The sequence below is a fragment of the Acidimicrobiia bacterium genome (genome assembly GCA_041676705.1).
GTDB lineage: Bacteria > Actinomycetota > Acidimicrobiia > Acidimicrobiales > SKKL01 > Actinomarinicola.
Map to the genome: position 1 here is coordinate 187,754 of JBAYRL010000003.1, position 15,772 is coordinate 203,525.

A 15,772-nucleotide genomic window follows, 5' to 3' on the forward strand; every position below is an offset into this window, starting at 1 on the left:
TATGTCACTCATTTACTTAGTAAAGAAGATTCTTGGTTAGCCTGCCTCAGATGATCGCGGCACTGGTCGTGCCCGGTCGGGGGATTGTTTAATGCTTGAATTGTTAAAGATTTATATGCCTCGGGTGAAAGCACTGCTCTTCGGCGTGCTGGTTTTTGAGGTTCTTCAAGCAATCTTCACCCTGCTATTACCACGTGTCACGGCTGACATAATCGACAAGGGCGTTGTTCAAAACGACAGCGGTGCTATCTGGTCAATTGGTGGCTGGATGATGATAATAGCCATTAGTCAAGGCCTGGCTTTGGTAGCCGGAATATATTTCGCCGCTCGCGCCTCAATGGCGGCCGGTCGCGAGATTCGCCAAGACCTCTTCCACAAGGTAACCGGCTTCTCTTCGCAAGAAATGGGCCACTTTGGTGCCCCTACGCTGATCACGCGTATCACCAATGATGTTCAACAAATACAAGCCATGATTCACATGGCCTGCACCATGGCTGTTATGGCACCCATAACTGGTGTTTTTGGTACTTACATGGCGATTCGAGAAGATGCCTCGCTTTCTATTGTGCTCTTAATTTCAATACCATTATTTGCACTAGTCGCGGGCACCTTGATGGGCAAAGCGCACCCCATTTTTACTCTCATGCAAGACCGTATCGACGATGTAAACACCGTCTTACGCGAACAAATCACCGGCATCCGGGTGGTTCGAGCTTTCGTGCGTGAACCCGCCGAAGAGAAACGGTTCGCTACGGCTAACCAGGCTTTAACCGACACCGGTTTTCGCACTGGCCGCATTATGGCTGTCCTTTTCCCCGCGGTAATGCTGGTTCAAAACGGTGCCAGTGTGGCCATCATTTGGTACGGCGCGTTGCGCATCGATGCTGGCGAGATGTCAATTGGTTCGCTGGTGGCGTTCTTGGGCTACATCGTGATGGTGCTAATGGCGGTCATGATGTCAAGCTTCATGTTCGTCATGTTGCCTAGGGCTGCTGTTTCTGGCAATCGAATTATGGAAGCGTTAAGGGCCGAGGCTTCGGTTACAAACCCCAGCCACGCCCGCAGCGATGTTGGACACCGCGGCGCACTTGAGCTGCGAGAGGTGACTTTCGGTTACCCAGGTGCCGAGGAACCCGTGATCCGCTCTGTTTCGTTTACCACTCGACCTGGGGAAACAACTGCCATTATTGGTAGCACCGGCTCGGGTAAAACAACGCTTTTGAACCTGGTACCTCGACTTTTCGATGTCACAGGCGGTGCAATCTTAATCGACGACACCAACATACGTGAGCTTGACCTAGATGACCTGTGGGCCAGAATCGGCCTAATTCCGCAGCGTCCTTTCCTCTTCTCTGGAACCATTGCCGACAATCTTCGCTACGGCAAAGAAGATGCGACCGAAGAAGAGATTTGGGAAGCCTTGACAGTGGCCCAAGGTGCCGACTTCGTGGCGGCCATGCCCGAGGGCATCTACTCGCAGATCACCCAAGGCGGTACCAATGTTTCAGGTGGGCAACGCCAGCGATTAGCGATTGCCCGCGCCCTTATCCGCAAACCAGATATCTATCTTTTCGACGACTCGTTCTCGGCCCTAGATTTGACCACCGACGCCAACCTGAGAGCTGCTCTGGTGCCCTATACCGCCAACGCCATCACTATTTTGGTGGCGCAACGGGTGTCCACCATTGTGAACGCTGATCAAATTGTGGTGCTAGAGGAAGGTTCCGTGGTCGGACTTGGCACCCATGACGAACTCTTGGCCACCTGCCCAACCTATGTTGAGATCGTCGACTCGCAAATGAGTGTGGAGGCAAAGAGTTGAACGACAACGCTCAACAACCAGAATCCGGTGCTCGCCTCTCAACCCGTGATCAGGCACTAACTCGAAACGCTTGGGCCGGGCCGGGTGCGCCCCCCATGTCCACTTCGGCCGACCCCAAAGCGGTGCTGCGGCGTGTCAAAGATCTGCTGCGACCCGAACGCATCTTCATCACCGTCATTTTGGTTTCGGTGATTATTAGCGTAAGCATGACTGTTTATGGTCCTCGTTTACTGGGTCAAGCCACCGATGTCATCGTAGACGGGCTCTTTAGCGGTGATGGCTTAGACCGCTCAAAGCTCTTAACGGTCCTCACTACCGCCGTAATTATTTACGTCGTGGGTGCAGCATTGTCGTGGCTAACCGCCTACATCATGGCGGGAGTGGTTCACCGAACCATGTTCCGGCTACGCGAAAGCGTAGAAGACAAGATAAACCGTCTGCCTTTGCACTACATCGACCGCACCCCCAGGGGCGACTTGTTGAGTCGCGTTACCAACGACATCGACAACATCACACAAAGCCTTCAAATGAGCGTCAGCCAGGTACTCAACCAGTTGCTGATGGTGGTTGGCGTGGTGTTCATGATGGCCTGGATTTCGCCGCTATTAGCAATCTTTGCCGTGGTAATGATTCCCGTTTCGTTGTGGATCGTGAAGTTCGTAGGGAGAAAGTCTCGAAAACGATTCGGGGCACAGTGGCGCCATACCGGCGAGTTGAACTCCATTGTGGAAGAGTCCTTTACCGGGCACTCGCTAGTAAAAGTGTTCGGGCGACAAAGCCAGGTTGAAGCCGAGTTCTCGACAGTTAACGACCAGCTATACGAAGCCAGTTATAAGGCCCAGTTCATCGTGGGCATCACCCAACCCATGATGTCATTGCTTGGTAACCTCAACTATTTGTTCGTGGCCGTGGCTGGAAGTTTCATGATTACGAGCGGTCGAATGACTATTGGCCAGCTTCAGGCATTCATTCAATACGCTCGCTTATACACCCAGCCTCTTCGTACCTTGGCGGGCATGATGAACATGGTGCAGTCGGGAATTGCCTCGGCAGAGCGAGTTTTTGAGTTCCTAGACGTAGAAGAAGAAAGCGCCGAACCGACCAACCCACCATCGTTGGAAACCGTTGAAGGTCGCGTAGTTTTCAGCGACGTCTCGTTCTCTTACAGCCCTGACAAACGCCTGATAGAGCACCTTTCGCTAGTGGCTAACCCCGGCGAAACCATAGCCATCGTCGGTCCTACAGGTGCTGGTAAAACTACGTTGGTAAACCTGATAATGCGGTTCTACGAACTGAACGATGGCCAAATTAGCCTTGATGGTGTCAACATCGCCGACCTACGTCGCGACCAGCTGCGCAGCCATGTGGGGATGGTTTTACAAGACACCTGGCTCTTCGAAGACACCATTTGGGAAAACCTCAAATACGGCAACCTCGAAGCCACCGATGAACAGATCTTGCAGGCCGCCCGGGCGGCATATGTTGACCGTTTTGTGCACACGTTGTCGGACGGCTACGAAACGGTTATCGACGAAGACGGTACCAACCTAAGTGCCGGCGAAAAACAGCTCATTACCATCGCCCGAGCCTTTCTCAACAACCCTTCTATTCTCATTTTGGACGAGGCCACAAGCTCGGTAGATACCCGAACCGAAGTGTTGATCCAAGAAGCCATGGCAAACTTGAGAGCACAGCGGACGAGCTTTGTGATCGCACACCGCCTCTCCACTATCCGTGACGCCGACATCATATTGATGATGGAGGACGGCCAAATTGTGGAGCAAGGTTCACACGACGACCTGCTAGCAGCCCAAGGGGCGTATCATCGCCTATACAACTCGCAGTTCCAAGCCGCTTCCGTCGATATTGACGCCCCGGTTGGTAACTAGCTTCGGTTGGTAGCTTGGTTCGCCAGGTGAAAACCAGGTAGCCAAACAGGGCGCTGATCGTGGCGCGGGTGGCAGAAGCGTTGGATTCTTAGGGAACCAACACGGCCCGGCCAAGAATTTCTCCGCGTTCAAGCTGGGCAAAAACTTTGGCGGCGTCATCAAGGGGGAAAGCAGTAGCTGCCACATGAATTCGCCCGGCCGCAGCTAGCGCTACAACTTCTGCCAAGTCACGGCGAGTGCCACCATATGGTTTTTGCACAGTAACGCCCCAAGGTACCGGTGCGGCCATCCCTATAGCGCTCATCGGCAAAGTACCGCCGCCTAAACCAACCAGCATTATTTGACCTGCGGAACGCACGGCGTTGCCAGCAATATCCAAGGTTGAATCGAGCCCAACGAAATCGAAGATGGCATCGGCACCGACCTGATTGGTGAGCGCCAGAATGTCGGTTGCGGTGTTGGTCTCAGCTAGGAGCACATGGTCGGCACCCAACTCGGTTGCTTGGGCGAGGCGCGCCTCATCGGTATCGACGGCGATGACAGTCGCCCCAGTGGTGGCCTTAAGAATCTGTAGGCCGACGTGTCCCAAGCCACCAACACCGATCACTACTGCGGTAGAGCTTGGGTTCAAGCGCGAGCGGGCTTGAGCAATGGCATGGTAGGGCGTTAACCCAGCATCGGTTAAAGGCGTGGCGGCAATGGGGTCTAAATCACCAAGTGGCACCAGATGGCGCGCTGGTACCACCACATAATCGGCCATGCCGCCATCAAGGCCTAGCCCACCACCGGGAACCGTACTTCTTGGGTAGGCACGGCAATAGTTTTCGGCACCTACCAAGCAAGCACTGCAGCGACCACAACCCCAGCAGATGTAGACCAAAGCAGGGGTCCCTTCCTCCCAGCCAACAACACCTTCACCGGCCAGGGCCACGGTGCCCGAGACCTCGTGACCAAAGGTCATTGGGGTGGGGAAAACCGTGGCAGGAGCATGAAGTATGTGTAGATCGGAATGACATACGCCAGCCCCGGTTACTTTCAACAACACCTGGCCAGCACCAGGCACCGGCGTATCAACTTCTCGCAGCTCGGTGACACCTGGTGCAACAAGTTGGAATGCTCTCATAGGATTCCCCCTCTTTTCCCGTTAGCGTTAAACCAATGTCTAACTGGTGGTTTAGCCCACCTCAGCGTTAATCCTAGAGCGCTAACGTTTCTGAGTATGGCTCGCGTGGTTCAGATAAACCGAACGAGCGGTTCACCGATATTCCATAGAATTGTGTAGTATTGGAATATTAGCCGGTCGTGGCTGGTTGAAAATGTTTGGCTACTGATAAAGCCATTCAATCTTCAAACTCAGAAAACTGTCTCGCTACAGCAAAGGCAAAACGTGTCCACAATAAACCTCACCGCAGACACCTTCGAAGATACCGTCTCGAAAGATGGCATAGTCCTGGTTGACTGGTGGGCCGCCTGGTGTGGTCCATGCCGCACCTTTGCGCCCATCTTCGAAGAAGCAGCTACCAAGTACCCTGAAATCACCTTCGGTAAAATCGATACAGAAGCCGAGCAAAACCTCTCAGGGTCAGCAGGAATCATGTCGATTCCGACGCTCATGCTCTTTCGCGATGGCATTTTGCTCTTTAACCAGGCTGGTGCGCTACCGGCCGCAGCACTGGACGATCTAATTTCACAGGCCCAGGCACTTGACATGGAACAAGTACGTGCCGACATTGAGGCCCAAAACAGCTCGAACTAAACCAAGCTGATTTAGAGCTACTTAGTTAGAGCCTCACCAAGGCAATCTACTTCTTGGTGAGGCTCTAACTTTCTCAAAGATTTTCAGCGAAGACTGTGCAATTCAGCAGCCGAGTAATTCAGGTCGACCTATTTCAGGTTCAGAAAGAGCGCTTCCATCTCTTCCACAGTCATGCCCTCAGACTCGGCTTCGTCGGGATTGTTCATGCAATAACGCATCCCTGCCGACATCAATCGAAGCGACGTTCTGCGAAGCGCGCCTTGTGCCGCGTTCAGCTGGGCTATCACATCCTTACAGCTAGCACCCTCTTCCAGCATCCGCTGCACACCACGCACCTGTCCTTCGGCGCGCGCTAAACGCCGCAGGGCTTCTTCACTTACCTCATCAGGAAATTTCATACCTACCGGCCTAGCCAAATACTGCGTAATAGATAGGTATACACGTTAGCGTAAGTCGGCCCTAAGTGTGCCTTCATAATCACTGTTAGTGACCAACTGAACACGTAAAGTGGGCCCAAAGGTTGTATTAATCTAAGGGGCCTCGTATTCATCACGCGGGGTCATAATAGGAAAACTACGATTGGGGGCCGAGAGTACGCCCAGGAACTCCCCTACGGCGGCCGAGTCACCAACTATCTCAAGACCAGCACTTTCAAGATCACCCAGAATCAAACCAAACAGTCGATCTTTGGTTAAAGTCACCGTGGTTCGCGCCGCGGACCAGTGTGATTGGGCTCGACGGTGTACCAAAATTCCGTTTCGTAGCGTGACCCGGTATCGCAGCGACAAATCTGTGAAAATAAAATCGAATTCTAGGTCAAGGTTCCAGGCCTTGGGACCGTCGATGTTGATGGCCATCGAATCAAAAATCTGCGAGGGCTGCAGATGTTTCATTAACGCCCCACCCGGACGTCCCGGCAGTGGTGTTACCCCATTACGCAGCTCCATGGCCCCGGTTAAATAAAAGTTTCGCCAAATAGCATTTTCCGAGCCAAAGCCCAGTTTCTCTAGCACATCAGCCAACGCCGTTTTGGCCGTCTCGTGGCTTTCATCCGCAAACACGGCGTGACCCAAAAGCGTGGCGGCCCAGCGCAAGTCATCTTCTGCAACCGCAGTTTCAGCTAGCTCACATACCTTTTCTATTCCACCCATGGCCGCCACGTAACGATCTGCTAGCGGCTTAGGCGGATGGGTCCACAAGTTCACGGGGTTGCCATCAAACCAACCCATATACCGCTGATAAATAGCCTTCACGTTGTGGCTGATTGAACCGTAGTAGCCCCTAGTGCTCCACTCGGTTTCGAGCGCTGGTGGCAAAGTAATGATTTCGGCAATTTCGGTACCTTGATAGCCCAAACCCATCAGCCGTAATACTTCATCGTGCAGGTAGGCGTACACGTCACGCTGAGCTGAGAGGTACTTAATTACCGCCGCGGAACCCCATGTCGGCCAATGATGCGACGCAAAGGCCACCTCTGATTGATCCGCCCAAAGATCAATGGTTTCGGTTAGGTAGCGGGCCCAGCTATGTGCATCACGTACCAAAGCACCACGTAGCGTTAGCAGGTTATGCAACACATGCGTCGCGTTTTCAGCCACGCACAAGGCTCGAAAGCCAGGGAAATAGAAGTTCATTTCCGCAGGTGCTTCTGTGTCTGGGGTGACCTGAAACTCGATCTCTACCGAGTCAATGTTCAACCGTTCCCCAGTGCGGGAAATTTCAATTGTGGGCGGCAGAATACCCACAGATCCGGTAGATGTATTTTGGCCCAACGCCGAGCCCACAGCACCGGTTGCGTTGCGAGGCAGCAACCCGCCATACATATATGAAGCTCGACGTCCCATAGGCGCACCGGCATATACGTTTTCAGAAATAGCATGTTCCAGGAGGCCCTCGGGAGCAATGATTTGTACCTCGCCGGATTCAACGGCCTCGGCGGAAGTCACCCCCAATACACCGCCAAAATGATCCACGTGGGAGTGGCTGTAGATCACCGCTTTAACCTGGCGTTCGCCCCGATGCTGGCGATACAAATGCAAGGCCGCGGCCGCGGTTTCGGCTGAGATTAACGGGTCAATAACGATAATTCCCGTATCACCCTCGACAAACGTGATGTTTGATAGGTCGAAGCCACGAACTTGGTAAATACCTTCGGTGATCTCATATAAGCCGTGTTTTGAAACCAAGATGCTCTGTCGCCACAGACTTGGATGCACGGTTGGGGGAGCTTCTCCAGTAATGAAATCGTAGCTATCGCCGTCCCAAACCACACGTCCTTCCGTGTTTTTGATCACACAAGGGTTAATGGTGCCCATAAAACCGCGATCAGCGTTTTCAAAATCGGTTGTATCGTTCCAGTTCAGTTCCACGGCTGCCTCTAGTTGGTCTTATTTGGGCTCACATTACTTAATGGCTGCAGCACCATGTTCGTCTGGCCCAAAAAGTCGCAATCGACATTTCGTGTGATCGGGCGATAAAACAGTAGGAATGGCATTATCTGACACGTCAAGCACCCCGGCTGAACTGGCCTCGAAAGCTCGGGACGAACCAGACGCTTAGCGGTGCTGGGCTCGATCGTCATTCTCTTGAATTCGGCCATCGTTTGGATGTTCCAGCATCGCGAAAACGACGTTACGCACTAGGTCTTGGCCGAAGTGGCACACGGCAATAACCGGGCTAACCTCACTGAGGGCCTGGGCCAAAGTTGAGACTGGCCAGCCCCTGGGCCATCAGCCTGGCTTCCACTCTCACCTGTTGACCAATGCGTGATTAATGAACTCTCCCCCAACTAAACACCCGTGGCTTGCGCTGTTTGTCTTGGTGCTACCAGTGCTAATGATCTCGATGGACGGCACCATCTTGGGTTTCGCTATTCCGCACCTTAGTGCCGACCTGGAACCCTCAAGTTCTGCTTTGTTGTGGATCATTGACATCTACTCGTTTGTGTTAGCGGGTCTCTTGATCACCATGGGTGCAATAGGCGATCGGATAGGCCGCCGCAAACTGCTTTTGTTCGGCGCTGCCGGTTTCTCAGTTGCCTCGGTCCTCGCCGCTTTTGCACCAAGCGCGGCCGCGCTAATCGCAGCACGAGCAGTCTTAGGTGTGGCCGGGGCGACCTTGTTGCCGTCCACCTTGGCATTGATTCGAAACGTATTCCCCAACGAGACACAACGGCAGCTGGCCATTGCTATCTGGGCGGCTACCTTTGCTGCCGGTTCAGCAGTGGGCCCAATCGTTGGTGGCTTCTTGCTTGATCATTATTGGTGGGGGTCGGTGTTCCTATTGGCAGCTCCAGTAACAGCGGCCCTACTGGTTCTGGCCCCTCGATTCACCCCAGAATCACGCGATCCTGACCCAGGGCCGTTCGACTTGGGTAGCTCAGCGTTATCAATGACCACTATGTTGCCCACAGTTTACGCCATCAAAAGCTTTGCTGAAGGGGGCTTGTCGTGGATGATGGCGATCGCGTTCGGCGTTGGGATTGGCAGCGGTATCATGTTCGTTCGTCGACAATTACGCCAAGAAACTCCAATGATCGATATCAAATTGTTCTTTAAGGAACGCTTTCGAATTGGTGTTTTGGGCAACTTGATCGCGTGCTTTGGTTTTGCTGGTGCCATGTTCTTTGTGACCCAGTACCTGCAGCTGGTGTCAGGACTCTCAGCTTTTAGCGCTGGCATTCATCTGCTCCCCTCGGTAGCTGCATCCATCATCGTTACAATTTTGGCACCCCAAGGTGCACGCCGTTTTGGGTCATTTGGGGTGGTAACAGCAGGCCTTTTTGGTGGTGCCGCGGGTTTTGCCGTGCTTTTCTTCGTGGGAGTGAACACCTCAGTCTGGTTCATTGTCCTGGCCGCCATGATCATTAACGGTTCGCTCGGCGCCGCTATGGCCGTATCCATCGACGGCATTTTGGCCTCAGTTCCGCCAAGGAGGGCCGGTGAAGTCTCCTCGGTTTCCGAAACCGCCAATGAGCTTGGTATTGCCCTAGGCACCGCCGTATTGGGCAGTATCATGACCGCCGTCTATCGAACTGAGATTTCAGGCTTGGTAAACATTCCTGCCGACGCCATTGCTCATGCTAAAGAAACCTTAGGGGCAGCCTTTGTGGCGGCGGCTACTTTAGGAGAACCGCAAGGGTCACAATTAGCACACGCGGCGCAGTCTGCTTTCGTAGAGGGACTGAACCGGGCAGGTCTGGCGGCCACTGTCATAATGTTTGGCGTAGCGATCTTGGCGGCACGAGTGCACCGGCACGGCCCCGACACCCCTGAGCCAGCCGGAGCGACATCACTCAACCAACCTGGTTGAGCCGCCTTCAGACGCTGGCCCCAAGCGTGTGTATTTCGGTGGAATGATGAGACCTGCCTCAAGATACTCGCGCAACAAACTTCGGGTAGAAATACGCTTCGAACTGACTCCATCCGCGATCGTAACCACTTCATCAGCCAGCATGGCCACCACTGGCAGGTTGTGACTAATGAACAACATCGCCATGTTGGCCTCAGCCACCAGATTGGCCAATAGTTCAATGATGACCGCCTGGGTCGTCACATCCAGCGACGAGGTAGGTTCATCGGCAATTAATAGCGTCGGTTCGTTAGCCAATGCCATGGCGATCATCACCCGCTGAAGCATTCCTCCCGAAAGTTCGTGCGGATATTGGCCCCAAACCATTGATGGAACTGCCAAGCCGACTTTCCCGAGTAAGTAAATAGCTTCACGTTTACGCACTTGGCGGCTCGGCCGTTGACCATTCGGCAGAACTAAGGTTTCACCTAGCTGGGCACCAACGGTCCTTAGCGGATGCAGCGCTGATTTAGCTTCCTGAAACACCACACCGACCTCTGAACGGAGTAACGCCCGTTGGTCAGGCACCGCTGATCCGACTAGCTCGAATCCTTGATACTTCGACGAGCCGTCGACTCGGGCGTGGGTGCCTACCAACCCCCACGGAGCTAGAGAAGAAATGGTTTTGCCAGAACCACTTTCGCCCACCATGCCTAGCGTTTCACCAGCTTTTAAATAAAACGAGACGCTTCGAACCACCGGTATTGCACGGTTGGCCTCCGCCAAGGTCACCGCCAAGTCATTGGTCTCGAAAAGAAGGCGTGGATGGTCACCTGAAACCTGCTGGCTGATCTTGACCGGTGACACCTCAGCGACCACTTGCGCTTCTTCCGAAATATTCATGTTATTCGGATGTACAGCTACCATCATTGGCAGGGCTAAGCGTGGCGTGGTCCGAGCACCCCACAACTGTGAACTAGGGGCTGGCGCATCCATCGTTTCGGCCACCAAGTTGGCGGCTAACGCTACTAGGCCAATGGCCAGCCCCGGCGGGATTACCATCCACCAAGCCTGAGTGAGGTATGGCCGCGCGTCGACCAGCATCTGGCCCCATTCAGGTGTAGGCGGAGCAACCCCTAAGCCAAGAAAGCTAAAGGTGGCACTGGTTAGCACTACCGTCGCAACATCGGTGCTCGCATATACGACCGTAGGCCGCCACGCTAGAGGCCATAAGTGCTGACGAAGCAGCCGTAGGTGCGAAGCGCCAAGCGCCCGAGAAGCGTCAACACTGAGCAAACCTTTATTAGCTACCACCACGTTGCGATTCAGACGCGCATAGGGTGCCCACCCAAAGAGCGCCAGAGCGAAGATCAGATTTCTGGTTCCACCACCGCCGATACCCAGAATTGCCAACGCTAATATCAATACCGGGATACTCATCGCAAAGTCGGTCAACCAGCGTCCGAACCGATCTAACTTGCCACCGAAATATCCCGTTACACTACCGATGAGCAGGCCAAACACAACCGAGATGCTTATAACACCACTTACCAGCAACAAAGAAGTGCGAGCCGCAAAAATAACCCGAGAAAACTGATCGCGACCCAGCTGATCGGTTCCCAACCAGTGGGCTGAACTGGGGGCCTCTAAAGCCCTTAATAAATTTGTCTCGCTAGCTCCGTAGCGCGCCAAGATTGGCGCTAAGGCCCCCACCAGCATGAACGCGACCAACGGCAACCAAACCAACCTTTGCCGTCTCAGAACCTGCGAAACCCTCACCATCCAACCTCACTGGCACGAATTCGCGGGTCAAACGCTGCGACTACGGCATCAGTGCTGCGGTTAATCAACACAAACCCCATGGCGTAGAGCACCACCACCGCTTGTACGGCTGGCAGGTCGCGCAAGCTAACAGCTTCCAAGAAAAACGAACCCAGACCTGGACGGCCAAAAAGCGTTTCAACGACCACCGTGCCCGCCATCATGGCAGCAAGCTGTAAACCGATTGCCGAAACTACCGGCCCCAACACATAGCGGCCGATGTCATTGATCAAAATGGAACGGTTTGAAGCACCTCGAGCCATGGCAGTGGTCACAAAAGGCTGGCGCAAAGCATCGAGAACACTGACCGCACACACGCGACTGATGACGCCCGTGGCAGGGGTTGCCAGGACCAGCACTGGCATCACCAGCGACTTTCCAGCCTGAACGCCCGAGGTTGGCAGCCATGCCAAACGTTCTGAGAACAACAAAATTAATAGGTATCCCAGCCAAAAGGCAGGAATTGAGACGCTAATTAAGCCCGCCCCGCGTGCGGCGAGCCTCAGGATCGGGTGTCTGGTGATGGCACCTATTACCCCGGCGGTTAATCCGGCCACAACAGCCAAAATCAACGCCGGCAACACGATCTGGGCGGTCGGCCAAATCCGGCGTGTAATCTCGTGACGAATAGCAAGCCCACTACGTTCGGAGACACCGAACTTGCCTTGCACGGCCTGACCCAGCCAACGCCCATACTGCACAACCAACGGATCGTCGAGGCCCAGAACAGCGACTAATTCTTCAATCTGAGCAGGAGTTGCACCAGCATGCGCACGTTTCTTGGCAATCGCGGTGGCCGAACTTCCTGGAGTGAGCCGCATCAGGACAAACGACGCCATGCTCACCACCAAAGCCACTAAAATGACCGAAACCGTGGCCGTCAACAGTCCAGACCACCGCTTGTTGTTATCTCTGGGCTGTGTCACTCGTAGCAGGCCTTGCTCACCAAGGCCCTGGTTACGGGCGTAACGCTAGACCACGCCAAGGAAACTCGTATTCGCTGGGCGGTATCACAAAGTCGACTACGCGGGACGCAGTGGCGTAATAACGAGGTGGATGAGTAATCGGTACCAACGCCTTAGCCTCAACAAGGTGGTCGAAAATGGCGACGTAAGCCACTGCCTCGTTAGCTTCATCCGAGTTGCTAAGGGCCTGGGCAACCAAGTTTTCCAAAACATCGTCAATCCATATTGGTGCTTCACCACCGCCACTCTGCAAGAAAGCTGCCACCGTGCCCGGTGGATCATAGGGCGCGCCGTAGGTATTGAAGAACGCTAGGTCATAATTACCGGCTGTTAGCGCATCAAAGTACGCCGGACCATCAAGCGACTCAATCGTGACGGTGATCCCAATTTGGCTCAATGAATCGGCGATAGCCTGCCCGGCGTTTCGTGAATCACCCTGGCCGTGGGCGGCATCACCAATTAGCAACATCTTAAGAACAAGGTCATGATCATCACGAACGCGACCTCGACCTTCAAGTTTCCAGCCAGCTTCATCGAGAGTTGCCCGGGCTTGGTTAAGGTCAAATTTGGCGGGCATATTTGCTAAGGCGTTCGGTATGGAAGGAGGAAATAGACCCGCCGCCGTCACGGCATCATCTCCATATAGAACCTTGCTAATGGCCTCACTATCGACTGCCAAATTAATAGCGGTGCGAACTTCGCTATCAAGCAGTGAGCTATTGGGGTTGAAGCCTAGAAGTAAAGTGGTGTCGGCGGCACCGCGATAAAGCTCAAGCTCGGCATTTTGCTGGATATTTTCGGCTTCCACTGCGCCGATGGGCGCCATGTAGCCACCACCCAACAGGTCTACTTCCCCAGAACGCAAAGCACTGAGGCGCGTCTGCGAATCGGGAATCAGTTTCGTTTCTACCCGCTCGAAGCTCGGCTTTTCACCCCAGTAATCGTCAAAACGCTCAAAAGTTCCTGAGGTGTCGCTGACGGCCGTTACCCGCCAGGGGCCAGTACCAACTGGTGCTTGGTATTGACCCTTGTCATCAACTGAGTTGGGGCTTAGAAACCGAACGGGACGATTGAGGCTCAGCTCACCTAGTAATGGTCCGTAAGGATGATCCAGCGTCAACACCAAGGTCAGCTCGTCGGGTGTTTCGATCTTTGAAATCAGTAGCGAGCTTCGAAGGAAACTGTAATCAGGTACGCCGACCCAGCGTTCCAGATTCCACTTTGCGGCTTCGGAATTGAACTCGGTGCCATCGTGAAACTTCACATCCTCACGCAAATGGAAAACGACTTCCGTACCGTCTTCGTTGAAATCCCATGATTCAGCCAAGGCGGGCAGAGCGACGCCATTTGGTCCATATCGCACCAGCGGTTCATACACCATGTCGAGTGCCATGAAGTGACCAGTAAAGGCTTGGGGATTTAGCACGCCAATCGGTTCTGCGAAAGCCACTCGTAACACCTGGTCGGCTGTTTCGCTGCCAGCGCTCGGGCCAGAATTATTGCTCTCGCCGCAACCCGGTAACACCAGAATAAGAACGGCTATGAGAGGGTAGAGCCCCCTTAAAAAGCGCATTCTCGCACCGTAGCTAATAGTCGTGCCACGATGCGAGAACGCGTGTGTAATGCTTCTAATTTTGTCGCTGCCGAGCTGTAGTCGGCGGTGCTGGGTTATTGACCCGTGGCGAAGGTTATTGCTTGGCCTTAACCGCGGCCTCGATTCGTTCACCAATGCTGGCGTCGATGTTCCTCCAATATTGGAAGGCACGGGCCAAGACCTCGGGTTGCAAACCGCTGCTCAGAGCAATGCTTACCGTTTCCACCAAGCGATCACGAGCGGCGTCGTCAAACACCTCACGAACCAGCGTGCCCGCTTGGCCGAAATCATCATCCTCGGCATGCAATTCATAGGGTTGTCGAACCATTTCACCGTCTAGACCCCAAGACTCTTCCGGGTTCGCATCACCGTCGGAATAGCCACGCCCGGCCGAGTTAGGTGCATAGACGGGCTTATTGCCCGAATGTTCGTAGGCCATTTGACCATCGAACATGTAGGTGTTCACCGCCACTCGTGGACGGTTGACGGGCAGTTGGTGGAAGTTCGTTCCGATACGGTTCCGCTGTGCATCGTTATAGGCGAATGCTCGACCCAACAGCATCTTGTCTGGCGACAATCCAATACCCGGAACGGTGTTACCCGGCGAGAAAGCTGCTTGCTCAATTTCGGCAAAGAAGTTCTCGGGGTTCTTATTCAAGGTCATGGTACCCACCTTGATTCGTGGATAGTCCTTCAGAGACCAGGTCTTGGTTAGATCGAATGGATTAAATCGATAGGTCTTGGCCTCTTCATAGGGCATGACCTGTACATACAGCGTCCACGATGGGTAATCCCCGCGTTTAATGGCATCGAAGAGGTCACGACGGTGTGAATCAGCATCAACACCAGCGGTTACCACGGCTTCTTCGTTGGTCAGGTTCACCACACCCTGGTCGCTAATGAAGTGGTACTTAACCCAAAATCGCTCGCCAGCAGCATTCACCCACATATAGGTATGCGAGCCATAACCGTTCATTTCCCGCCAAGAACGTGGCAGGCCCCGATCACCCATCAGGTAGGTCACCTGGTGAGCAGTCTCCGGGTTCAACGTCCAAAAATCCCACTGCATATTGGCGTCGCGCAGGCCCGAGTCGGGTAGACGCTTTTGGCTTCGAATGAAGTGAGGGAACTTAATGGGGTCACGCAAGAAGAAAATTGGCGTGTTGTTCCCGACTAGGTCGTAGTTCCCTTCGGTGGTGTAGAACTTGAGGGAAAACCCGCGGACGTCACGCCAGGTGTCGGGGCTGCCCATCTCGCCAGCAACTGTGGAGAAGCGAGCCAGCATGTCAGTTTTCACGCCCGGCTGGAACAAGGCCGCCTTGGTGTAACGAGAAACATCTTCGGTGGTTTCAAACTCACCAAAAGCACCCGAGCCCTTGGTGTGTGGTTGACGTTCCGGAGTCTTTTCCCGGTTGAAGTGCGCCATTTGCTCTAAGAAATGGACGTCGTGCAACAGAACCGGGCCGTTGGCACCGACCGTCAGTGAATTACGGTCACTTGGTGCTGGTGCCCCCCAACCGGTAGTAGAACCAGTGTTTACATTCGTATTCTCACTCATCTAAATCTCCTAGTTTGCAGCGAACTAAAATTTATTTACTACCACCATCATAATAGAATTTACCTATCGAAACAATA

The 15,772-nt window shown here is 53.9% G+C and carries 11 protein-coding genes; 4 read left to right on the plus strand and 7 right to left on the minus strand.

Features of this window, described 5'->3' with window-relative positions; translation table 11 throughout:
• The first annotated feature begins 91 nt into the window (after positions 1–91).
• Positions 92–1,822 (plus strand): ABC transporter ATP-binding protein, encoded by a 1,731-nt coding sequence (locus WC184_06880; GenBank protein ID MFA7477604.1) that lies wholly within the window; start codon positions 92–94, stop codon positions 1,820–1,822.
• Between the two features lie 95 nt (positions 1,823–1,917).
• Positions 1,918–3,711, plus strand: a complete 1,794-nt coding sequence (locus tag WC184_06885; protein MFA7477605.1) for an ABC transporter ATP-binding protein — start codon at positions 1,918–1,920, stop codon at positions 3,709–3,711.
• Positions 3,712–3,799: 88 nt separating this feature from the next.
• Here WC184_06885 and WC184_06890 read toward each other — a convergent pair whose 3' ends face one another.
• Positions 3,800–4,834 (minus strand): alcohol dehydrogenase catalytic domain-containing protein, encoded by a 1,035-nt coding sequence (locus WC184_06890; GenBank protein ID MFA7477606.1) that lies wholly within the window; start codon positions 4,832–4,834, stop codon positions 3,800–3,802.
• Between the two features lie 264 nt (positions 4,835–5,098).
• On the opposite strand from WC184_06890, the gene trxA reads away from it, so the two are divergent.
• The gene (gene trxA, locus WC184_06895; protein MFA7477607.1) at positions 5,099–5,467 is read left to right on the plus strand and encodes a thioredoxin; all 369 of its coding nucleotides are present in this window, start codon (positions 5,099–5,101) and stop codon (positions 5,465–5,467) included.
• A 128-nt stretch (positions 5,468–5,595) separates the two neighbouring features.
• Here the strand turns inward: trxA and WC184_06900 are convergent, their stop codons facing one another.
• Together WC184_06900 and WC184_06905 are read right to left on the minus strand one after the other, a co-directional pair.
• Positions 5,596–5,865, minus strand: a complete 270-nt coding sequence (locus tag WC184_06900) for a metal-sensitive transcriptional regulator (GenBank protein ID MFA7477608.1) — start codon at positions 5,863–5,865, stop codon at positions 5,596–5,598.
• A 132-nt stretch (positions 5,866–5,997) separates the two neighbouring features.
• Positions 5,998–7,782, minus strand: coding sequence for an alkyl sulfatase dimerization domain-containing protein (locus WC184_06905; GenBank protein MFA7477609.1), 1,785 nt, complete (start codon positions 7,780–7,782; stop codon positions 5,998–6,000).
• 457 nt (positions 7,783–8,239) lie between these two features.
• On the opposite strand from WC184_06905, the gene WC184_06910 reads away from it, so the two are divergent.
• Entirely contained in the window at positions 8,240–9,778 is a 1,539-nt protein-coding gene (locus WC184_06910) for an MFS transporter (GenBank protein ID MFA7477610.1), read from the plus strand.
• On the opposite strand, the gene WC184_06915 is transcribed toward WC184_06910, so the two are convergent.
• From WC184_06915 to WC184_06930, 4 genes are all read right to left on the minus strand, one after another.
• On the minus strand, positions 9,758–11,494 hold the full coding sequence (locus WC184_06915; GenBank protein MFA7477611.1) for a dipeptide/oligopeptide/nickel ABC transporter permease/ATP-binding protein: 1,737 nt from the start codon (positions 11,492–11,494) through the stop codon (positions 9,758–9,760). The genes WC184_06910 and WC184_06915 overlap by 21 nt on opposite strands.
• Before the next feature lie 38 nt (positions 11,495–11,532).
• Positions 11,533–12,504, minus strand: coding sequence for an ABC transporter permease (locus WC184_06920; protein MFA7477612.1), 972 nt, complete (start codon positions 12,502–12,504; stop codon positions 11,533–11,535).
• A 31-nt stretch (positions 12,505–12,535) separates the two neighbouring features.
• Entirely contained in the window at positions 12,536–14,116 is a 1,581-nt protein-coding gene (locus WC184_06925) for an ABC transporter substrate-binding protein (GenBank protein MFA7477613.1), read from the minus strand.
• A gap of 115 nt (positions 14,117–14,231) precedes the next feature.
• Positions 14,232–15,695, minus strand: coding sequence for a catalase (locus WC184_06930; GenBank protein MFA7477614.1), 1,464 nt, complete (start codon positions 15,693–15,695; stop codon positions 14,232–14,234).
• Positions 15,696–15,772: the final 77 nt, after the last annotated feature.